The organism is Lacrimispora sp. 210928-DFI.3.58 (genome assembly GCF_020554865.1).
Classification (GTDB): Bacteria; Bacillota; Clostridia; order Lachnospirales; family Lachnospiraceae; genus Enterocloster.
Genome location: NZ_JAJCIC010000003.1, coordinates 154,904 through 174,728, shown reverse-complemented (window position 1 = coordinate 174,728; position 19,825 = coordinate 154,904). Strand labels below are relative to the sequence as shown.

The window sequence follows — 19,825 nt, the reverse complement described above, 5'->3', positions numbered from 1 at the left end:
TCTTTCTTGCTTATATATGAGTTTTCGGTTGTTTTCCGTCAGCAGGCAGAACTCCATCCTCCTCCGGAGGATAAAAATGCTGGTAGCCCCGAGAGAGAAATCCCATTTCCTCCAACATTCCCAGCATACGGTATACCGTAGCCAGTCCAATAGAAGAATCACGTTTTGACGCTGTATAATATATTTCCTTACAGCTATTCCAATTTCCTTCCAGAATCACATCCAGAAGTATCTTCCTTTGCTGTGTGATCCGCTTCCCATTCCGCTGAAGCTCACGGATGATCTGTTCCTTCTGGCACATGAAAATGCTGCCCTCCTTTTTCTCCATTCTGCACATTACTATGAAAATCCTGCCGCCGCAAGGCGGCACGAAATTCAGGTATGCCAAATGCACCCGCCAGGTTTTCATGGTACGGTGGCGCGCCGCCCGCCAGGCGCATGCAGGTTTACTGTCGTTCCAAAGGACCTACATAACTGGAAACCGCAGGCCGGCCTCTCATAAAGGGCAATGGCCTGCGGCTGAAAGCCAACTTATCTTATGCTGTCTTCCTCACTGCAACACCATTTACGGATTTTGCAGGACGCAGCAGGAGGTATAAGAATCCGGCAAGCACTGCTACTGCAGCGATGGTACCGATCCCGAATGCTCCTGTTGTAAACAGCATACCAAACTGATAGATGCACAGGGAAGCTGCGTATGCAAGAACGGTCTGATATCCGATCGCAAACCAGGTCCACTTACCATTGTTCATCTCTCTCTTGATGGCACCGATAGCAGCAAAGCATGGAGCGCACAGCAGGTTAAATACCATGTAAGAGTAAGCTGCTACAGCGGAGTAATCTGCTGCCATGTTTGCCCAGATCTCCACGCCATCCTCTGCGACTTCTTCCAATCCGTAGAGGATACCAAAGGTACCAACCACGTTCTCCTTTGCAACCAGTCCGGTAATTGCTGCAACTGCTGCCTTTGCATTGCCCCAGCCAAGAGGAATGAAGAGCCAGGAGATCGCATTGCCGATGGTTCCAAGGAAGCTGTCTGCGAAATCTTCTACTGCGCAGTAGCTTCCGCCCTCAAAGCCATAGGTTGAGGTATACCAGATCACGATGGTGGACAGAAGGATCACTGTACCAGCCTTCTTAATGAAGGACCAGCCTCTCTCCCACATGCTTCTCAGCACGTTGGATACGGTAGGCATATGGTAAGCAGGAAGCTCCATTACAAAAGGAGCGGGATCACCTGCAAACATCTTTGTCTTCTTTAACAGGATACCGGAGCAGATGATCGCTGCGATACCTACGAAGTATGCGCTGGGTGCTACCCAGGAAGCCCCTCCGAAGATTGCGCCTGCAAACAGTGCAATGATCGGCAGCTTTGCGCCGCAGGGGATAAAGGTAGTAGTCATGATGGTCATCTTGCGGTCTCTGTCATTTTCAATGGTACGGGAAGCCATGATACCCGGAACACCGCAGCCTGTACCGATGAGCATTGGGATAAAGGACTTACCGGAAAGACCAAACTTGCGGAAAATCCTGTCCATGATGAATGCAACACGGGCCATATAACCGCAGGACTCCAAAAATGCCAGGAAGATAAAGAGCACTAACATCTGAGGAACAAAGCCCAGAACAGCTCCGACACCTGCTACAATACCGTCTAAGATCAGAGCAGACAGCCAGTCAGCACAGCCAACTGCATCCAGAGCGCTCTCGATGATACCAGGAACGCCAGGCACCCAGATGCCAAAGGATGCAGGATCCGGCTCCTCTGCCTCTAATGCTGCTGCAAAATCTGCAGCTGCTACAGGAAGGACTTCCTCTACCTCTCCGTCCTCATTCTCAATCTCTGCCTCTGCAGTGATTCCGGCAGCCTCTGCCTCTGTCTCGAATGCCTGGATAGCTGCCTCATCCGGCTCCTCTGCTTCCAGAGCCTCTGTGATGCCATCTACATCAATGCCGGCCTCTTCTGCTGCTGCAATGTAAGCATCGATCTTTGCCAGCTCTGTCTCATAAGCGCCGGTAGCCTCATCGAAATCGCTCCGGCCGATGCCAGCCAGATACCAGCCATCGCCGAACACGCCGTCGTTTGCCCAGTCAGTAGCAATGGTTCCTACGCTGGTAACAGATACGTAGTACACGATCCACATTACGATAGCAAAGATCGGAAGTGCCAGCCAGCGGTTGGTAACAATGTGGTCGATCTTATCAGATGTGCTTAATTTCTGTTTGCTCTTCTTTTCATAGCAGTCCTTGATAATGGAAGCAATGTAGGTGTAGCGCTCATTGGTGACAATGCTCTCTGCATCGTCATCCATGGCATCCTCCACTCTCTTGATGATGCTCTCAACGTTAGGAACGCTTGTCATGGATGCTGCGATCTTCTCATCTCTCTCAAAAAGCTTGATAGCATAGAAGCGCTTCTGATCCTCAGCAATATCGCTCCCCAGATAGGTCTCGATCTCCTCCAGGGCTGCTTCCATATCCTGTCCGAACTTATGTACGGGAGCTGCGTTTTTCTTGTTCTGAGCTGCTGCTACTGCTGCATTTGCCGCTTCCGTGATGCCTGTTCCCTTTAAAGCGGAGATCTCCACAACCTGGCAGCCCAGATCCCTGCTCAAGTTCTTTACATTGATGGTATCGCCGTTCTTTGCAACAATATCCATCATGTTTACTGCCATGATCACGGGGATGCCCAACTCCATCAGCTGTGTGGACAGATACAGGTTACGCTCCAGGTTCGTTCCATCTACGATATTCAGGATGGCATCGGGGCGCTCTGTGATCAGATAGTTCCTGGCGACAACCTCCTCCAGTGTGTAAGGCGACAGCGAATATATGCCAGGAAGGTCCATGATGATAACATCCTTATGTCCCTTTAACTTACCTTCCTTTTTCTCCACTGTAACTCCTGGCCAGTTACCTACGAACTGATTGGAACCTGTCAGGGCATTGAACAATGTTGTCTTGCCGCAGTTCGGGTTTCCGGCCAATGCAATTTTAATTGACATTTTTCATATCCTCCTTGTCGCTTCTTATTGAGAAAATTTCTCAATAAATTAGTGTTAACTAACTAATAGACTTAAAAAAAATGCAGCTTTACTGCACTTCAATCATCTCTGCATCTTCCTTACGGATGGACAGCTCATATCCCCTCACTGTCACTTCCACCGGATCGCCTAAAGGTGCAACCTTGCGCACATACACCTCTACACCCTTTGTAATACCCATGTCCATGATACGGCGTTTTACTGCGCCTTCACCGTGGAGCTTTTTCACTGTTACGGTATTGCCGCACTTTACTTCCTTTAATGTCTGCACTTTACTTTCTCCTTCCTTTTCATACCCATGGCCTTTATATCATAATTTTATTTGCCATCTCTTTGCTGATCGCTACACGGGTCTCCTTTACGTTGACGATCACATTTCCGTCATTAATAGAAACAACGGTAACGTTCGCGCCAGGAACAAATCCCATGTTTTCCAGGTGGCGGCGGATCTCCTCCTTGCCTCCAACCCGTTTGATCGACGTTACTTCACCTTCTGTAGCCATTGTTAAGGGCATCATAATCACTCCTTCATAGTAAACCTACATGCGCCCGGCGGTCGGTGCGCCACCGCACCATGAAAACCTGGCGGGCGCACTTGGCATACCTGAATTTCGTGTCGCCTCACGGCGGCGGACTTTCATAGTAAGTGTATGCTAACTAATCGCCTTAAAAATTGCAGTCAGAAAAAGTTAGATTTTTCTAACTGCAAGGATAGATTAGCACTAACTAATCAGAATGTCAACAATTTTTTTCAATAATCTTCCAAATCTTCTAAATGCGGTCAGACCTTGATCCGTTCTGCCACATCGCGGCTTAGGGCAAGACGGCTTCCTCCCACGCTTACAATCATGTGGCCGATGAAGTTCTGTACCACCCGGATCTCGCTCCCCTCCTTCATATCATGGCTGTCCATCCACTCCAGAATCCCCGGATTTCCAAACATCCATTTTACCGTACATGTCTCCCCGCTTTTTACATTTGATAATGCTTCCATATTGCTGCACCTCCATATATCACATGTTTAAGGCTATTGTTTTCCTGCCCCTAGTATTGTCAGTCAAATTATTTTTCATACTATATATTGTAGTGACATTATGGTAGGTTAGTCAATCGTAAATTCATTTCCCGGTGATGGAAAATGGTAACAGTTCAGCCGGCCGCCGACTGAACTGTTACGGAAAATGTTCATCTTATCGCTTCCATATACTTGTCTCTTAGCTTCCTGACCAGATCAGGGGCCTTCATTCCCACTGCCCTTCCATCCAGTTCCATGGCTCTCATACTGGGATGGCTTGTGCTGGACATGATGATCTCGTCCGCCTCCATCAGCTCCTCAAGGGTAAATGCCCTCTCCTCCACCGGGATTCCCAGTTCTTTGCAGTATGCGATCATATGTTTTCTCTCTGTGCCGGGCAGGATCAGGTTATCCAAAGGATGGGTGACGAAAATACCGTCCTTGATCATGGAAACATTAGAATGGGAGCCCTCTGTCACATACCCGTCGCGGACAAATACTGCCTCATGGCAGCCTGCCTCCTTTGCTTCTTCAGCTGCCATGACATTGGGGAGCAGGTTCAGGGTCTTGATATTACAATGGAAGAAGCGGGTGTCCTTGATGCTTTTTAAGCGGTATTCGTCAGACATCTCCACCCCTTTCCAGGGCTTGCTGTATACGTACAGGCTGCTGGCTACGCCCTCCGGGAACAGGTGGTTCCTGGGAGAAACTCCACGGGTGATCTGCCAGTAAAGGAACTGGCAGCTGCTTTCCACCTTCAGGACCAGCTCCGACAGCAGCGCTCCGATCTCCTCCCTGGGGGCCGGAAGCTCTATCCTCACCATAGCTGCACTGCTGCACATCCTGTCCAAATGGTCCTCCAGTGCAAAGATCTTATGGTCAAACACCATAGCCGCCTCATAAATACCATCGCCAAAGTAAAAGCCTCTGTCATTGGCAGGTATCATCATGTCATTGATCAATGTGATCGTTCCGTTGTAATACGCAAGATTTTTCATTTGCTCCATGTGGGTATCTCCTTTTGCTGCCTTGCGCGCTTATCGCCTATCTGTCTTTCAGGTTTTACGTGCAGTGTGGGATTATTTTGCTGTTATCAGTATACAATTCTGATTTTTGTTTGTAAAGCGCCTGCTGGCCCATATCCTCAATTTTGGAAAAATTTTAATACCCGTCATACACCGGGCACTGCCGTTCCTGCATATAATAAAAGAAAAGAAGCCCCTAAGGACCTCCCATGAACCAACAATGCCGTTTCAGCAATGTCACAACGAATTACCTGAACATATTCCAGGCCATCTTAGATGAGATGATACTGGGCATGACATCTGCGTCCCTCACTGACAGCATTTCCCACAATTTCATTGTACAGATGATCCCCCACCACCGGGCAGCGATCGAGATGTCCCGCAACCTTCTGCGCTTTACCACAAATATTCCGCTCCAGGACATTGCCACCCGGATCATAACAGAGCAGACAAAGAGCATCCAGGATATGCTCCGCATTGCCGCCGGCTGCAGCCAGCTCAAGAATTCTCCGCAGGATCTTTACCTTTACCAGCACAGAATGCGTCAGATCATGGAAAACATGTTCGCCGACATGAGAAATGCTCCTGCCTCTAATGATATCAATATCAGCTTTATCTATGAAATGGTCCCCCACCACAAAGGCGCTATCGCCATGTCCGAAACCACCCTGGACTACCCGATCTGCCCGGAGCTGGTGCCTATTTTGCAGGCGATCATCCGTTCGCAGAAGATGGGGGTGGAGCAGATGGAGAAGCTGCTTTGGTATATGACTCAATCTCCTTAATGGCGTTTGATGCGCTGCTCCTGTTCATTCTGCAGTCGGATCTGCTCCTTGAGAATCAGAGGATAACAAACCAGCTCTCTTCCGTCTAAATCCTCTCTGCCCATGTCCACTGCAGTAATCTGATGATTCTCATAGGTGGTGTAGTAATAGATCCCCCTGTCCGCGTTGCAGCAGGAGGTATAAACGGTGATCTCATATTCCCTGTTTCCTGTCTGACAACAGCCACGTGTCTGCTGCACAGAGCCCAGGATATGAAAAAACTGACTCACGCTCTCTGATTCGGATTCTCCCGAAACAGAGTTCATCTTCGTAAACGCCGCCCTCACAAAACGGGAACCTGAGGATAAGTCCCCGGGCAGGCCCATAGCCCCCATACCTAAGCTGTAGACGGACAGGGGAAGCTGAAAAGCAAAGCGGTTTTCAGGCTCCTTTGGGGACAGGTGCATGTAATCATTCAGACGAAAAAGCTGCTCTGGAAAAGGCGGATTATTTGTCAGTATCCCCACCGGGTTATCATAAACCCGAAGCCCCTCCTTCACTGACTCCACTGTAATAGACTCCAGGCGGTCTGCGATCAGCCAGTGAAGCTGTGCCGCCGGCAGGCAGCGGTCAAAGACGGTTCCTGTCAGATTCAGGTTTTCAAGAAGCGCCCGTACCTCCTTTACGGACCCGCATTTCCCCAGTACCCAGGGGATAAACTCGAACTGGGCCACGTTGTCCCGATCCGGCTCCGCCCCCCGGTAGGCTGCATTTCCCACAAAGTTCAAGCCGGCCATCCCCAGTCCCTTTTCGTTCACCGCATCATAATACAGCGGATATCCCTTTGCAACATGGGCCATGCCGATGATCCCATAATGTGATTCCAATGCCTTCTTGTGACAGAAGGGAAGGAAATAATTGCGCGGGGTGATCACGACCTCCTCGCCGTATGAGCATGAATGATCCAGAGTGCGTCCAAAATAGAAATCCTTTGTCTTGTATGTGGCTGCTGTACACATGTCTATGCCTCCTTCAAGGTCAAGCAGCTGCAGGACCGTTTTTGTTAATTTTGATTTTGTTCGTTTTTAGATAGTTTGGGAAAATCTCAGCCTCTCTATTCGTGTCTTCGCCCTTTCTTTTTTATGACAGCTCTTCCCGGGGGACCTTAGGCTTCCGGACAAGGATCAGCGGCAGATATGAAATACCTTTTCTTCATACTCCCTAAATATTGAATTCTTCCCAATCCCTTTTTCGTAATCACCTCCGCATTGCAGCAGCTCGTCATGGTAGAACTTACTTTCGGAAAAAAAGTTATTGATCTGTATCTTCATGATCTTTTTGATGGATTTGACGGCTATTGTAAATAAAACGGTTCTGTTAGCGTCCACATCAATGATGATCTCCACTTCTCCATTTACAAAATCAGAAACTCTGAGCATTTGGTCAAAGGTACATATGACCTCACAGGCACCATTGCTATAAAATGCTTTCAGCGTACAGATACGGTCAAGCTCCCTCCTATGAAGCTTTCCATACTCTGCTATATTGCTGGTCCACTCCTCTGATTCAGCATTTCCATAATTCTGATAATGAAAGAAAGGAACGCTTATTCCAACATCACATAAAATATCGTTATGTTCATCATCAGGCCCTATTTCTAATCCATAATACAAATTATCAAGTAACAATATGTTATATGCTTCTTCTTTCATTCCTCCATAGGGCTTCAATCCGCTGAGGAGGCCTGCATAATTACACAATCCTAAAATAACTGCATTCTCGCAATACCGGTCTATGATGTCTACATCAGGAAAGAATGTTTTTATAAGCTCTGTAACAGAACATATCCTTGTCCCCAAACCTCCCAATAAAATGGAATCGATCACCATGTCATTATCTGAAAGAAAGCTTTGAACATTTTTCAGCAAATGCTCTATTTTTTTGTTTAGGGCATTCGTAAGCTCTGCAAATTCCTTTCGGCTTATATCAACGGAGAAGTCCACCAAAAAGCCCTTTTCATCCTCTAGATCGCTGATCAATAGCTCAGCCCTTTCCCTTTTGCTCAATTTTTTCTTGACCGCTTCCGCTTCCTTCAAGATATTTGACATGACTTTGTCATCAATCCTGGCTTCGGGCAGACCGGCTTTTATACTTTGAAGAATGTGATCATAGAGCACTCTGTCATAATCCAGACCGCCCACCTCATTATCCCCTGCCACGAAAAGCGTCTCCAGCACGCCATCTCCTGCTTCCATAACAGAGAGATCCGTAGTTCCTCCGCCCATATCCACTACAAGAATCTTGTCATAAGCTCTTTCCCTTTGAATGTAAGGATAATTCAAGCCCGCACAGCAGGGTTCACCGATTGAACGTATCAATTTGGCTCCCGTATACATGATCACTGCCTCTAAGGCATTATTCTGCTGAAATCCAAAATTGCCAGGCGTCGCTATCATGCAGTGCTTCACTTTTATACCGAAATACTGCTCTCCCCTTTTCATGATCGATTTTATATACAGCAAAGCTACGATTTCAACAGGCAGGCTGACATCAAATACCTGGTATTCTTTTCCTGTTCCCAGATACCGCTTAAAATCATTGATCGTAACATAGCTGTTTTCATCAGACTTCCTTTGCGCATCCTCCCCTGTCCAATAGTTCAGATATTTGTCAAAGCTGATCCATGTGGGAATATAGATGCTTTCTGACAGAGAAGGCAGGAAGTAAATCGTCTCCTCCACCGCTACGCCCAGGATCGTTTTTGAAGAACCAAAATCCAGCGCAAAGATAATATCCTCGCTTATTTTTTTCCCGAACCAGCTTATGCCCTGACTCATGTCTCTGAAGGAATGAAGCGTTATTTCACAAAGCAGATTCACATCAGCCAGGGATATATCTTCAACAGAAATATAGGGGTTCTGTATTTTTTTTCCGCATTTTTGACATAATAGTGGAACCTCTGTTTTTAAATAACCATTCAATTCTCTGACTGTTCTGCATTTTCCTTTTTCACTCAGAGCCTCTGTCAGGCAATAGGTAAAGATGCTCGCCCCCAGTTTCTTCGATTCAAAGGCCTCCTGGTTTGCACTGCAGGAAAAGAACACGGAGATCCCTTTTAGGTATTCTCTATCCGGTTCATAATCCCGGCTGAAACAGGGGGCTTTGGAATATACTACAGACTTACAGGCATCAATGAACAAAATGATATGGCATGCGTCAAAGCCTTTCAATATCCGGCACAGCAATTCTAAGGAAATGGATGTTTCCTCCAGATAATCCAGACAGGCATCTCCTAATGCAATATAATCATGGCCGTCCAGCCCTGAATGAAAACCGTGACCGCTGAAATAAACGATCAGGTTGTTGATCCCGCAATCAGTTAATTCTTCTTTTTTCTTGCACAAAAAAGAAATGACAGCGTTTCTTTCGGACCTGCAGCCGCTCTTGTCTGTACCTGATGATATTGTAAATATCTCTTCCTCCTTTAAGCGGCAATAGTTTACCAGAGAGGTACGCATAAGCTCCCGGTCATTTTCCGGGTATTTCAGGGCGGAAATCCGGGGATCTCCGTAAGTACTGCATGAAATCAGAAATGCTGCATTCATTTTTCTTTTTTCCTTTTAAATGTAAGGGTAATGCCGCCTGACATTCCCGCACTGACAGAGCCGATCAGACTCACCTCTCCTTCCGCCGAAACCTCAACGGAGACTTCAAATTCATCCAGCTCATACTCCGAGCTTCCAAAATCCATGCCATCCAGAATATGCATCCAATTTTGGCAGAACTGCCGGACATTTGCTGACAAGTATTCCGCATTAACCTTATACTTTGACCGCACTCTTCCCCCTACAGCCTCTGCTAATCCTTTGCTTCCATCGGAAGAGGGCCCTCCATAACCTAAAATTGATATTTCATAGTCATTTTTACTGGTTTTCAACATGATTACTCTCCTTTGTCAAATAATAGGTTCACTCATATATTTCCTCCACTAAAACACCATCTGATACATTGCATACATTTTCCGCCTTCATAAGATTTCAAGCGGGAATAAATTCATCACTCCTTCATAGAAAGTGCAGGACCATCCTGCTTTAAATATTCTCTTAACAGGAACGTACAAAAGTACGGAAATGTATAAATACTATCACTGTATCCAATATTCCCGGCAGTAAATTTTATGCCGCACTGTATATCAGGATACTTTTCACTTTGAATCAATGTTCTGAGGGATTTCGCCGTACCACGCTTTGCTTTTACCTCCACAGGCAGCAGATTTTTCTGAGTTCTTACAAAAAAATCTTCTTCCAACGTGGAATCTTCCCTTTTGTAGTAATATAAATCATACCCACATTTGGTTAATGCTTCTCCCACGATATTTTCATACAAAGCTCCCTTGTAAACACCAAGGTTTCTATTAGCCCGCAGATCCTCCTGCGCTTCTTCATCCAGCATAGCAACGAAAAGCCCTGTATCAAAAAAATAGAGCTTATATTTTGTGTCATCATAATTGCCGCGAAGGGGAAGCTCTGGATAATTGAGACAACAGCAGATATTGATGATTCCTGCATCTTTCAGCCATTCAATACATCCCCGGTAATCTTTGAATCTGGCGCCCTTTGCAACTTTAGAAATCTGAAACTTCTTGTTATCCTTTGCAAGCTGTATTGGAATCTGCTCAAACACATTAAGAATCCGTGCCTGATCCATACCCTCGGCATATTTGCGAATATCCTCTCTATAATCTTCCAGAAGCTGCCGCTGAATATCCAGCGTTCCTTCAAAGGTTCCCCGCATAATATATTCTCTTGCGACAGCCGGCATACCTCCCAGGATACAGTAATCCAGAAACAATCTGCTGTACACCGACATTTCCATCTCATTAAAAGCCTTTTGCATTTTCATATGCCATAGCATGTCTTCAATGTCCGCCTTGCCATATCCTTTTGCCCACAAAAATTCTTCAAAATCCATAGAAAACATATTATAATCTGTTTTATATCCGACACTGTTACTCTCAATTCGTTTGTAGTGAATACCCAACAGGGAACCACTGCAGATTACATCAAAACGATTGTCAATTTTAAAGAACTTCAATGATGTCGAAATCTCCGGATACTCCTGCAGCTCATCAAAAAAAATGAGTGTTTCCCCAGGCTCAAACCTTTTGGTTGGATCCATACGCGAAATATTCCGAATAATATCTTCCGTTTTATATCCATCCTCTGTAATCAGTTTGTACTTTGGTTCTTCAACAAAATTAATATAAATAATATTTTTATAGTTTTCTGTGGCAAAATGCAGTATAGACTCTGTTTTCCCTACCTGTCTCGGCCCTTTTACAATCAACGGTTTACGATTGGAATCTTTCTTCCATAAAGTCAGATAATTGTCGATTCGCCGCTTCAAATAAACCTCAACCATGTACATCCCTCCTCTCTGCTATTCCTATTATACAAAAAAATGAGCGAATTATGCAAGAGTAGCCGCAAAAAAATGAGCGAGTTTTTATCCTTTCGTTACAAAATTTCAAAAGAGCAAGACAACCAAACGTTTCCATTCATTGCCTTGCTCCCAAACAAATACCAATATTCAAATATCAAAGCATCCCTATTGCCTGTCCAACCCAATAAATTAACCCCAACGCCCAACTCGACAATATCCCATACAAAATCACCGGCCCCGCAATAGTAAATATCTTGCAGCCAACGCCTAAGACCTCTCCCTCCGAGTGTGTCAATATAGGACCAAAAAAATTTTTCAATGTCTGCCTGAAATATCCTTTTGACATATTTCTATTGATTCTTGTTTTTTAAAGATTTTCAAATTTCTCAATCACACATTGATGTTCCTTACTTTTTTTGTCATAGCTGACTCCAACAAGCAGCACATCTCCCCCGTAATCTTCAAGAGCACGGGGATACTTTTTTTCCTTGATCTGCTGAATCGCTGCTTTGGCATTTTTATTCCATTTCAGTTCAACCAGCAGCGCAGGGTAATCCCCCGCATACTCTGCTTTCGGAAGGAATACAAAATCAGCAAATCCTCTCCCTGCCGGCAGTTCCCGAATCGGTTTAAAATAATATTGCATAGAGCTTAAATACGCGATTGCAAGCACACTGCTGAGAGAATTTTCGTTATTGTACTGGATAGCTGAAACATAGTCCTCATGAATCTTTTCGATACCTTCAGCAACTGCCTCTCCATCCATATCAAGCGTTGCTTCAAGAAGTTTTTCTGATTCCCGCTGAAATTCAATCAGCTCATTCCACTTCTTACGCCTGGTTGCTGTTATAAATTCCTGACGAATTTCCTCATTTGGAATAAATGCAGTCTGGCTCTTTTGATTATAAGCAAGATATCCGAGATGGATCAGATAGGTAAGGATGTCATCCTTATTTTCAAAACTAACCGTATCGTTTTGGAACGATGTTACTCCAACCTCCACCGATGCACCGGACAGCATTTCAATAATCGATTCCCTTAGCCCGTCAAAATCCATGTTAATCAACGGCAGAATTGCCTCGTAAGAGCCTGTACTTGACCAATAACTCTGAAAATCTCCTCTGAGCATCACGCTCACAACTGCTTTAGGATTATATACCTGATAACCTGCAAGCTGGTATCCATCATACCAACGCTTCACCTCTTCAAAGTTCCGTCCATATTCTGCGCACAAATGACTTACTTCTTCTTCCGTAAAACCAATATATGGTGCCAGAATACTGGCATCCAGCATCGTAAACTCATCAAAATTATTGAGTGCAGACTGCGTTTTCACCTTTTTAATCGGCAGAATTCCAGTCAAATAGGCAAGCTGTATAAATCGTGTCGGCTCCGTCCCCTTGAACAATCCCCGCAGGAAGTTAATATACTCCTCCTGGACAGCCTGATTTGCTGCTTCATCGCGGATCAGTACGTCCCACTCATCAATAATAATAATGAATTTTCTGCCTGTTGCAGCATTGATGCAGGATAGAGCCTCAGCCAAAGAGGTAATTCTGTCGGACACAGTTTCCCCATATATCTCCCGTAACTCCTCAATAATGCTTTTTTTGATATAGGAAATCACTTTCTCAGGGCCACCGGCCGGATCCATGCACCACTGCACATCAAAATGAATCACATCATACTGATTCAAATGTTTTTTAAAGGTATCACTTTTACTGATTTCCAGCCCGTCAAACATTCTTTCCGAATCACATCCCCTGCTGTAATAGGCTGTAAGCATATTGGCTGTGATCGACTTGCCAAACCGGCGGGGCCTGCTGTTGCAGATCAATGCCTGTGTGGTATTCAGAACACTGTTCGTATATTCAAGGAGCCCTGTTTTATCTACATATATCTTTGAATTCAAGGCTACCTGAAACGCACTGTTGTCAGGATTTACAAATCTTCCCATTCTGTTTCTCTCCTTTACACCCATCCAACCTGGTTATCGCCCATTGCTTCGCCCCGGTATATTGCAAATAGCGGCGTCTCAAAGATTTCCTCTTCCTGAAAATCCTGCCGTTTCATCAAATTGATATACTCATAATTCTCTTTCAGAATATCAGCGATTGCCGTCTCTGTTGCTCCTGCGCGTTTCAAATAGTAACTGGTAATACCCAGATCCATAAAAAAACATCTTCTTCCCTGCTTAAAACCTAAATCATCCATTTCTTCCATTATTCCACAATAACCAATCATTCCGGAATGATACAGCCAATTAAGTGCGCGATTCCATGTTTCTTTTGAGATGTTACTGGAATGAAGCTCTGTTACCGGTTCCTGTAGTTCTTCACGGATACTTTCTTTCTCCAACCCCTTCTTTTCACGAAGCAGTGTGCGGCAAATGGCTGGAAGAATATCTCTAAAAATGCTGACATCCGTAATATTCCTGAAATACCGCGTAGATTCTTCCGAAAAAATCCGAATGATACGAGCCAGTTCTTCTTGTGCCGCCAACATATCTTTCTTTTTAAGATACGTTTCCACCACCTTAGGATAACCGCCAATCTGACAGTACAGGCCATAGACTTCTTTCAGTTGTTCATAAAGACCTGCCCTATTTTCATCTGCCGAAAGCAAAGGAAGATCAAGATACTTTTTATAAAGTTCCTCATCCAGCGCCTCCAGAAACTCTTTAAAAGACAACGTGTATATCTGAAGTCTTGTTATGTCACCGCCTGCAGACTTAAATTCCGGCTCCAGCACCCTTCCCAGATAACTTCCGGTAATCATAAAATAGGCTTTAAATTGTCTGGTAAACTCACTGATGCGGTTATAAATCTCTGCGGACTCCTGTATCTCATCTATAATGATAACCGTATTCTCTTCATCCTTAAATGTTTTATCATAGAGACGAAACGCATCATGAAGCGGATTTTCCGGCCGGTCATTTCCTGGAATCAATTCCGTTGCCTTCCGATAACATTCCATAAACTGTTTCCCAGAAAGTTCAAACAGATTTATGTATATCTTATGTTCAAAATTTTCATCCGCAAATTTATTTATAAGATAGGTCTTCCCTACCTGCCTGGCGCCGTTGAGTTCCAGAGTGCTCCGGCTCGTATCTTTTTTCCATTCCAAAAGCCGGTCATATATGGTACGTTTCAGATACATGATTCTACTCTCCTCTCAGCGCTCCTGATTTTATTATACCAAAAAAATTATAAATTCCTACTGATAATTTACTGGGGAACATAAATATTTGTCCTCTGTCTATGCCATACAGAAAAACAGACGCCTCAACATCGGATGCCTGTTTTCTCTTTTCTCCTTAACGAATTGCCTTTTCTGCGAATAAAAAACAAGACAATTGAACGTATACTGTCCTATCGTCTTGCTTTTAATCTTTAAATAGTATTAAATCTGAAAAATCCCCATCATCCCCCCAATCCAGTAAACCACTCCCAGCGCCCAACTGCTCAATATCCCATACAAAATCACCGGCCCAGCGATGGTAAAGATCTTACACCCGACACCGAACACCTGCCCTTCCGCCTGAAATTCAATCGCCGGCGCCACCACGGAATTGGCAAAGCCTGTGATGGGGACCAGGGCGCCGGCGCCGCCGTATTTTACAAGCTTGGGGTAGAGGTTGAAGCCGGTGAGAAGGACGCTTAGGAGGATAAGCTCCAGGGAGGTCCAGGCGGAGGCGGATTCCTTGTCCATTTTCATGGTCTCTGTCATGAAGGTCATGAGACATTGGCCCAGGAGGCAGATCAGGCCTCCTATGAGGAAGGCCTTTGCCATGGAGGCCCAGAGATTGTGTATTGGGGTGATCTCTTTTACATATTGCTCGTATTTTTTCTTGTCGATTTCCATAGTTCTCCTTTTTAAGCGCTTCCAAAAATGGTTCTATCGTCATTTTCAGACATTTCAGGGCGCTGCCATATCCTTCCAGAAATAGATGAGGGCACCTGCTAATTTTCCTGCTGCAATAGAGAAGATCAGATATTGGAGGCCCACTGCCAGATGGATCCTTCTGCTGATGGTGGGAAGGGCCTTTAGGGTTTCTGCCAAAGACATTGCCAGGCAGCCTACGAAGATTCCCACGCACAGCCCGCAAATGCATAAGAACAGCGCTCCCAAGGTGTTTCCCATAGGAAATGGGATTTCGTAAATATCCATTACATTTCCCAGGATGCCGCCCAGAATAATGATCGTCTCATATAGAAGTATGTGCTTCCTTGTGCCTGTCTTTCCCATCAGCCGCACAAATACGCCTATGATCGCAAGAAAGGCGTATACTCCTGCTGCTATGATGCCTCCAGCACTGAGTCCGATGATCCCTAAGAGTATCTGCCTAAGTAATATCAATCTTTGACTCCTTTCTGCTGTCATTGGCGATCAGAGTCTTTGTGATATTATCCTCATACAGGCGCATTTCTACCTCTAATGGTGTGGGATCTGTATTCAGCCGGATGGCCGCCACATGGTTGAAGAACAAGATAATGCCAAGTGCCAGACCAATGGAATAGCTGATCTCCAGAACAGAAAAACCATTTGATTCCCGGCCCATCACCAGCTTATATACCTCAGCAAATACATCTGTGACGTTCACATCATTGTTGAAGGTCATGATCGCAAAGGCTGCGCCAAAAAAACAAATGCCGCACACAAAGATGGTCTTTAGCCACTGCCATGCATACATGGGCCGGGAAGGAGGCTTGTAGGCTATAATGTAATCCTCAGCCCCCATGACGGTTGTTTCAATTGTGGGATCCAGAGCCTTCAATTGTCCGATAATGTCTAAGGAGCTCATGATATAGCGGCGCTTTCGGTCCTCATGGATGGTCTTGACCTTCATGGCGCTGCATTTATTTTGAATACTGCTGTTATCACAGTAGACCTGGGCTACATCCTTCAGAAACACATCCTTATTTGTCAGCTCTGTGATCGGATTGAATTTCACATATACGGTGTTGGTCATAATCCCTTGCTGCTCCTTATTGTCTCGTATTCCCCATATATCATGGCTTTGGGGTCAGTGACAAAGGCGGGCCATGCCTCTTTGCCGGCCCCTTCCTCAAGGAGGCTGTCCAGACATTCGTCTGCCTCCAGCTGCACCAGTGTCCCCTGGTCCTCATAGGATTTTCCGTGAATGCCAGAGAATACATACCACGCAGCGGCTCCTGCCAGAGCCAGCAGCGCAACCGCCGCCAATATCCCACATACGCGTTTTCCAAAACCCATATCATCACATCCTTTTCAAAAAATGTTTTCATTGGTTTCTGGTAATAGTATGGTTGGGCGGCTGTTTTTTTATTCTGAATTTTTTATTACGCTCGTCCCTCGCTTCATAAAAACCTACGGGAACCGCGAACTCCGCTTCGCTCCGTTTGCGTAGCAAATAGTTTCGCGCTCCGGCGATCAACTTTTTTTATAGCCCGGATTTCCTGCGCATCTCTTTTAATATCCTCTTTTCCAGCCTGGAAACCTGCACCTGGGAGATGCCCAGCTCTGAGGCGATCTGGGTCTGGGTCTGATTATAGAAATACCTTCTTACGATAATATCTCTCTGTCCGTCATTTAACTCTCCCATCAGATCCTTTAGCACCATGCGGTTTAAAAGCGCTTCCTGTTCGTTATTCTCCTCCTCTAAGCGGTCTAAGAGAGTGATCGCATTGCTGTCGTCGTTTCCACCTGCCGGGCGGTACAGGGATTCCACCTCGGCTCCCGCTTCCAGGGAAGCCGCCACCTCCTCACGGCTGGTCCCCAGCCTTCCTGCGATCTCCTCCAGAGTAGGTTCCCGGCCAAGGGTGTAGGTCATTTCTTCCCGCACACTTTTCACCTTTCCTGCCAGCTCCTTGATGGAACGGCTGACCTTGATCATTCCATCGTCTCTCAAAAAGCGCTTGATCTCCCCGGTTATCATGGGAACTGCATAGGTGGAAAATTTCACGTCAAAGCCCGTATCAAATTTATCAATTGCCTTTATGAGGCCAATGCTTCCGATCTGAAACAGATCCTCCATCTCATAGCCCCGGCCTGAAAACCGTCTGACAATACTCCATATGAGCCCTACATTGTCCATTACCAGCTGATCCCTGGCTGCTTTATCCCCTTCGTGAGCCATCTGTATTAATTTCATGGTCTCATCCATGGCCGCTACCTTCCGATGAATTTCTTCATAGTCACCGCTGTACCCTTTCCGGGCTCTGACTCCACCTCCACCTGGTCCATAAAGGCCTCCATAAAGGAAAAGCCCATGCCTGAGCGCTCTCCCGTAGTGTCTGTGGTGTACATGGGCTCCATGGCCTTCTTGATATCGCGTATACCGGTTCCCTTGTCCCCGACACAGACAGTCAGTATCCCTTCCTCCGGCTCTGCGGTGATATCCATAGAGACAATGCCCTCTCCTCCCTGATATCCATGGATAATGGCATTGGTAACCGCCTCAGATACGGCGGTCTTCACATCGTCCACCTCCTCTAAGGTGGGATTTAACCTGCTCATAAATACAGCTGTTACTACCCTGGCAAATTCTTCATTGCTGGAAAGGCTGTCGATTTCCAGTCTGATATGCTCTCTGCAGTTCTCCATTTTCTTATCCTCCATTTTTCTATCCCTTTAAGGCCTGCTCCCTGTTTTCATAGCCCGGGATCATCCGGCTCATTCCCGCCATATCCAGTATCCGCTTTACCTGCTTTCCTGCCCCGTAGTACGCCACCGTTCCCCGGCTGGCCGCCATCTGCTTATACCGGTTCAGCAATACGCCGATCCCGGAGGAATCCATAAAGGACGTGCGGGTAAAATCAAAGATAATGCGGTTGACAAAATTTTCTTCCAGCAGAAGATCCGTATCTCCCTTCAGATTTCTGCAGTTGTGATGGTCTAATTCCTTCGGCATGTGTATGATCAGAGTGCTTCCTGACGCCTCATAGGTAAATGTCCTCTGCTCCATCTGCGCGCTCTCCTTTCCTCTATTTCTGCGCAAAGTGCGCAAAAAAATACGGCAAAAGAATCCTTTTTCAGGTTTTCTTCTGCCGTATCTTTTTGATTTCTTCTTATCCTATACTAATAGCCTCTGGCATTTCTTGCTCTGGAAACGTACTCGGAATCAGGATATTCGTTGACTACCTTGTCAAACATGGTATTGGCATTGTCCATGTCTCCTGCATCCTGATACAGGCGGCCCACATAGAAGATCGCCTCCGGGTTGTCCGGCTGAATGGTGAGGCTAGCCTGGAACAGATCCATGGCCTGTGTCTTGTCTCCTGCGTTCCAAACCTGGAGTCCCCGGTCCACCAGTGTCTGATAGACATTGGCCGTCATATCCTGGCGGATATCCTCCACGATCGCCTGTATGGTCTCATCCTCGATCAGATCAAAGCCTGCCTCCGCAAATGCCTTTGCAGCTGCAGCCGTATCTCCTGTCCTGTAATTCTGGAGGATGTAGATCAGGCTCTGGTACTGAGCCATAACGCTGGTATTGCCCGTTGTAAGCTCGTCCAATTGGCTCTGGACCTCATCGGCCTGGGCCTTTAAGGTATCATAATCCTCCTTTAAAATGTCGTTCTGCCTGTTGGCATTGTTCAGCTTCTGCATATAGGAGGTGAGCTCGCTGTCCCTCTGCCTGTTCAGATCCCGCTCCCTGGCCGGCATTACCAAAAAGTAAAATGCCATCATGCCTAAGAGCAGGCCCACAATAATGTGGAATACCGTAGAAATGCCGGTGTTCTCCTTGTAGGTGTTCGGGATGATCACATCGTCATCCTGCATCTGCCTGTGGGAAAATGCCTTTACCATCTTGCGCTTTTCCACATCCGCCCGGCCCGTATTCTGCTTTACAATGGACATGTAATACAATGCCTTTGGGTTGCTCTTATCAATCTGAAGGATCTTATAAAGAGACCGCCCGGCCTTGTTGTAGTCCTCCCTGCCCATATAGAGAAGGGCTAACAAAAGATGGGCCTTTACAAAATGGGGCCTTGCCTCTACTACTCTTGCAAGCTGGAGGATCGCCAGGTCATCGCTGCCGTTCTGGGCATGCCACAGGGCCTGGTTAAAGGTCTTTACATTCTGGCTCTCCACCTCCAGCTGGCCCGGCTTTCTCTGGATCTCGTCCAGATAGTGGTCCGCCAGGTTGTTCTCCGGCTGCAGGTTCAGGCTTATGACCCACTGGACAAGGGCGTCTGCCACCTCTCCGTTCTCATAGTATATCAGGCCAAGAAGGTTCCTGGCATCTGTCTGGTATTTATTAAAATGAAGGCTCTTTTTCAGGCACTGGGCAGCCCCGGACAGATCCCGGATCTTCGCCTTTTCCAGGCCCAGGTTATAGTAGCTGTTGGCTATCTGCCTGTTTTTTTTCTCATAGTCCATATCCGCCCTCTAATTGACCGTTTTCTCTTTGATCAGTTCCATCATAATGTCTGTCATATCTGTCAGATCGCTTTTTACAATGGCGTCCTCCACTTCCTCCACATCGAGGCTGGGCTTGAAACGCTCAATTTCTTCTTCAAAATCAATCATTCTTTTTCTCCTGTTGTCTGC

General features: G+C 46.1%; 22 protein-coding genes and 1 pseudogene. 1 reads left to right on the top strand and 22 read right to left on the bottom strand.

All coding sequences use genetic code 11. The annotated features are described in order from the left end of the window. Nucleotides 1–10 precede the first annotated feature (10 nt). The 6 genes from LIZ87_RS03320 to LIZ87_RS03295 all read right to left on the bottom strand — a co-directional run bounded on the left by LIZ87_RS03320 (nucleotide 11) and on the right by LIZ87_RS03295 (nucleotide 5,066). Entirely contained in the window at nucleotides 11–301 is a 291-nt protein-coding gene (locus tag LIZ87_RS03320; RefSeq protein WP_178314571.1) for a Fur family transcriptional regulator, read from the bottom strand. A gap of 235 nt (nucleotides 302–536) precedes the next feature. Beyond that, nucleotides 537–3,005, bottom strand: a complete 2,469-nt coding sequence (feoB, locus tag LIZ87_RS03315) for a ferrous iron transport protein B (protein WP_178314573.1) — start codon at nucleotides 3,003–3,005, stop codon at nucleotides 537–539. Between the two features lie 88 nt (nucleotides 3,006–3,093). Then, nucleotides 3,094–3,315 carry a FeoA family protein gene (locus LIZ87_RS03310; protein WP_178314575.1) on the bottom strand — a complete coding sequence of 74 codons (222 nt, stop codon included), beginning with the start codon at nucleotides 3,313–3,315 and terminating at the stop codon, nucleotides 3,094–3,096. A 34-nt stretch (nucleotides 3,316–3,349) separates the two neighbouring features. After that, nucleotides 3,350–3,559, bottom strand: coding sequence for a FeoA family protein (locus LIZ87_RS03305; RefSeq protein WP_178314581.1), 210 nt, complete (start codon nucleotides 3,557–3,559; stop codon nucleotides 3,350–3,352). A 266-nt stretch (nucleotides 3,560–3,825) separates the two neighbouring features. Continuing rightward, the gene (locus LIZ87_RS03300) at nucleotides 3,826–4,038 is read right to left on the bottom strand and encodes a FeoA family protein (protein ID WP_178314577.1); all 213 of its coding nucleotides are present in this window, start codon (nucleotides 4,036–4,038) and stop codon (nucleotides 3,826–3,828) included. Nucleotides 4,039–4,229: 191 nt separating this feature from the next. Continuing rightward, entirely contained in the window at nucleotides 4,230–5,066 is an 837-nt protein-coding gene (locus LIZ87_RS03295) for an aminotransferase class IV (protein ID WP_330664525.1), read from the bottom strand. 227 nt (nucleotides 5,067–5,293) lie between these two features. Between LIZ87_RS03295 and LIZ87_RS03290 the strand changes: the two genes are divergently transcribed. Next, a complete protein-coding gene (locus tag LIZ87_RS03290) occupies nucleotides 5,294–5,869 on the top strand; it encodes a DUF305 domain-containing protein (RefSeq protein WP_227145255.1) in 576 nt (191 codons plus the stop codon). On the opposite strand, the gene bsh is transcribed toward LIZ87_RS03290, so the two are convergent. The 16 genes and pseudogenes from bsh to LIZ87_RS03210 form a co-directional block, all read right to left on the bottom strand. Further along, entirely contained in the window at nucleotides 5,866–6,867 is a 1,002-nt protein-coding gene (gene bsh / locus LIZ87_RS03285; protein ID WP_227145253.1) for a choloylglycine hydrolase, read from the bottom strand. The genes LIZ87_RS03290 and bsh overlap by 4 nt on opposite strands. 165 nt (nucleotides 6,868–7,032) lie before the next feature. Further along, nucleotides 7,033–9,453 (bottom strand): Hsp70 family protein, encoded by a 2,421-nt coding sequence (locus LIZ87_RS03280; protein WP_227145251.1) that lies wholly within the window; start codon nucleotides 9,451–9,453, stop codon nucleotides 7,033–7,035. Then, nucleotides 9,450–9,788, bottom strand: a complete 339-nt coding sequence (locus LIZ87_RS03275; RefSeq protein WP_227145249.1) for a Pepco domain-containing protein — start codon at nucleotides 9,786–9,788, stop codon at nucleotides 9,450–9,452. Before LIZ87_RS03275 ends, LIZ87_RS03280 begins: the two co-directional genes overlap by 4 nt. 116 nt (nucleotides 9,789–9,904) lie before the next feature. Continuing rightward, nucleotides 9,905–11,269: an ATP-binding protein gene (locus LIZ87_RS03270; RefSeq protein WP_227145247.1), complete on the bottom strand. Its 1,365-nt coding sequence runs from the start codon at nucleotides 11,267–11,269 to the stop codon at nucleotides 9,905–9,907. Between the two features lie 175 nt (nucleotides 11,270–11,444). Continuing rightward, nucleotides 11,445–11,579, bottom strand: a pseudogene (locus tag LIZ87_RS22815) (SpoVA/SpoVAEb family sporulation membrane protein); the annotation flags it as partial. A 78-nt stretch (nucleotides 11,580–11,657) separates the two neighbouring features. After that, a complete protein-coding gene (locus LIZ87_RS03260) occupies nucleotides 11,658–13,247 on the bottom strand; it encodes an AAA family ATPase (RefSeq protein ID WP_178313554.1) in 1,590 nt (529 codons plus the stop codon). 14 nt (nucleotides 13,248–13,261) lie between these two features. Beyond that, the gene (locus LIZ87_RS03255; RefSeq protein WP_178313552.1) at nucleotides 13,262–14,449 is read right to left on the bottom strand and encodes an AAA family ATPase; all 1,188 of its coding nucleotides are present in this window, start codon (nucleotides 14,447–14,449) and stop codon (nucleotides 13,262–13,264) included. Nucleotides 14,450–14,692: 243 nt separating this feature from the next. Continuing rightward, on the bottom strand, nucleotides 14,693–15,154 hold the full coding sequence (locus LIZ87_RS03250; RefSeq protein WP_178313549.1) for a SpoVA/SpoVAEb family sporulation membrane protein: 462 nt from the start codon (nucleotides 15,152–15,154) through the stop codon (nucleotides 14,693–14,695). A gap of 54 nt (nucleotides 15,155–15,208) precedes the next feature. Further along, nucleotides 15,209–15,649 (bottom strand): stage V sporulation protein AB, encoded by a 441-nt coding sequence (locus LIZ87_RS03245; RefSeq protein ID WP_178313547.1) that lies wholly within the window; start codon nucleotides 15,647–15,649, stop codon nucleotides 15,209–15,211. Then, a complete protein-coding gene (locus tag LIZ87_RS03240; RefSeq protein ID WP_178313545.1) occupies nucleotides 15,636–16,262 on the bottom strand; it encodes a stage V sporulation protein AA in 627 nt (208 codons plus the stop codon). Before LIZ87_RS03240 ends, LIZ87_RS03245 begins: the two co-directional genes overlap by 14 nt. After that, the gene (locus LIZ87_RS03235) at nucleotides 16,259–16,525 is read right to left on the bottom strand and encodes a hypothetical protein (protein WP_227145246.1); all 267 of its coding nucleotides are present in this window, start codon (nucleotides 16,523–16,525) and stop codon (nucleotides 16,259–16,261) included. The genes LIZ87_RS03240 and LIZ87_RS03235 overlap by 4 nt, the downstream gene beginning before the upstream one ends. Before the next feature lie 187 nt (nucleotides 16,526–16,712). After that, nucleotides 16,713–17,435, bottom strand: a complete 723-nt coding sequence (locus tag LIZ87_RS03230) for a SigF/SigG family RNA polymerase sporulation sigma factor (protein WP_264467867.1) — start codon at nucleotides 17,433–17,435, stop codon at nucleotides 16,713–16,715. 5 nt (nucleotides 17,436–17,440) lie between these two features. Next, nucleotides 17,441–17,875 carry an anti-sigma F factor gene (spoIIAB, locus tag LIZ87_RS03225; RefSeq protein ID WP_227145332.1) on the bottom strand — a complete coding sequence of 145 codons (435 nt, stop codon included), beginning with the start codon at nucleotides 17,873–17,875 and terminating at the stop codon, nucleotides 17,441–17,443. Nucleotides 17,876–17,894: 19 nt separating this feature from the next. After that, nucleotides 17,895–18,236, bottom strand: coding sequence for an STAS domain-containing protein (locus LIZ87_RS03220; RefSeq protein ID WP_178316737.1), 342 nt, complete (start codon nucleotides 18,234–18,236; stop codon nucleotides 17,895–17,897). A gap of 113 nt (nucleotides 18,237–18,349) precedes the next feature. Beyond that, nucleotides 18,350–19,654, bottom strand: a complete 1,305-nt coding sequence (locus LIZ87_RS03215) for a tetratricopeptide repeat protein (protein WP_227145244.1) — start codon at nucleotides 19,652–19,654, stop codon at nucleotides 18,350–18,352. 9 nt (nucleotides 19,655–19,663) lie between these two features. Next, nucleotides 19,664–19,804, bottom strand: coding sequence for a hypothetical protein (locus LIZ87_RS03210; RefSeq protein ID WP_227145243.1), 141 nt, complete (start codon nucleotides 19,802–19,804; stop codon nucleotides 19,664–19,666). Between the last annotated feature and the right edge of the window lie 21 nt (nucleotides 19,805–19,825).

Coding starts and splice junctions, on each gene's coding strand:
- LIZ87_RS03295 (WP_330664525.1), bottom strand. CDS start 5,066: ATGGAGCAAATGAAAAATCTTGCGTATTACAACGGAACGATCACATTG.
- LIZ87_RS03280 (WP_227145251.1), bottom strand. CDS start 9,453: ATGAATGCAGCATTTCTGATTTCATGCAGTACTTACGGAGATCCCCGG.
- LIZ87_RS03215 (WP_227145244.1), bottom strand. CDS start 19,654: ATGGACTATGAGAAAAAAAACAGGCAGATAGCCAACAGCTACTATAAC.
- LIZ87_RS03300 (WP_178314577.1), bottom strand. CDS start 4,038: ATGGAAGCATTATCAAATGTAAAAAGCGGGGAGACATGTACGGTAAAA.
- bsh (WP_227145253.1), bottom strand. CDS start 6,867: ATGTGTACAGCAGCCACATACAAGACAAAGGATTTCTATTTTGGACGC.
- LIZ87_RS03230 (WP_264467867.1), bottom strand. CDS start 17,435: ATGGATGAGACCATGAAATTAATACAGATGGCTCACGAAGGGGATAAA.
- LIZ87_RS03250 (WP_178313549.1), bottom strand. CDS start 15,154: ATGGAAATCGACAAGAAAAAATACGAGCAATATGTAAAAGAGATCACC.
- LIZ87_RS03220 (WP_178316737.1), bottom strand. CDS start 18,236: ATGGAGCAGAGGACATTTACCTATGAGGCGTCAGGAAGCACTCTGATC.
- feoB (WP_178314573.1), bottom strand. CDS start 3,005: ATGTCAATTAAAATTGCATTGGCCGGAAACCCGAACTGCGGCAAGACA.
- LIZ87_RS03275 (WP_227145249.1), bottom strand. CDS start 9,788: ATGTTGAAAACCAGTAAAAATGACTATGAAATATCAATTTTAGGTTAT.
- LIZ87_RS03270 (WP_227145247.1), bottom strand. CDS start 11,269: ATGGTTGAGGTTTATTTGAAGCGGCGAATCGACAATTATCTGACTTTA.
- LIZ87_RS03210 (WP_227145243.1), bottom strand. CDS start 19,804: ATGATTGATTTTGAAGAAGAAATTGAGCGTTTCAAGCCCAGCCTCGAT.
- LIZ87_RS03260 (WP_178313554.1), bottom strand. CDS start 13,247: ATGGGAAGATTTGTAAATCCTGACAACAGTGCGTTTCAGGTAGCCTTG.
- LIZ87_RS03240 (WP_178313545.1), bottom strand. CDS start 16,262: ATGACCAACACCGTATATGTGAAATTCAATCCGATCACAGAGCTGACA.
- LIZ87_RS03305 (WP_178314581.1), bottom strand. CDS start 3,559: ATGCCCTTAACAATGGCTACAGAAGGTGAAGTAACGTCGATCAAACGG.
- LIZ87_RS03290 (WP_227145255.1), top strand. CDS start 5,294: ATGAACCAACAATGCCGTTTCAGCAATGTCACAACGAATTACCTGAAC.
- spoIIAB (WP_227145332.1), bottom strand. CDS start 17,875: ATGGAGAACTGCAGAGAGCATATCAGACTGGAAATCGACAGCCTTTCC.
- LIZ87_RS03235 (WP_227145246.1), bottom strand. CDS start 16,525: ATGGGTTTTGGAAAACGCGTATGTGGGATATTGGCGGCGGTTGCGCTG.
- LIZ87_RS03320 (WP_178314571.1), bottom strand. CDS start 301: ATGTGCCAGAAGGAACAGATCATCCGTGAGCTTCAGCGGAATGGGAAG.
- LIZ87_RS03255 (WP_178313552.1), bottom strand. CDS start 14,449: ATGTATCTGAAACGTACCATATATGACCGGCTTTTGGAATGGAAAAAA.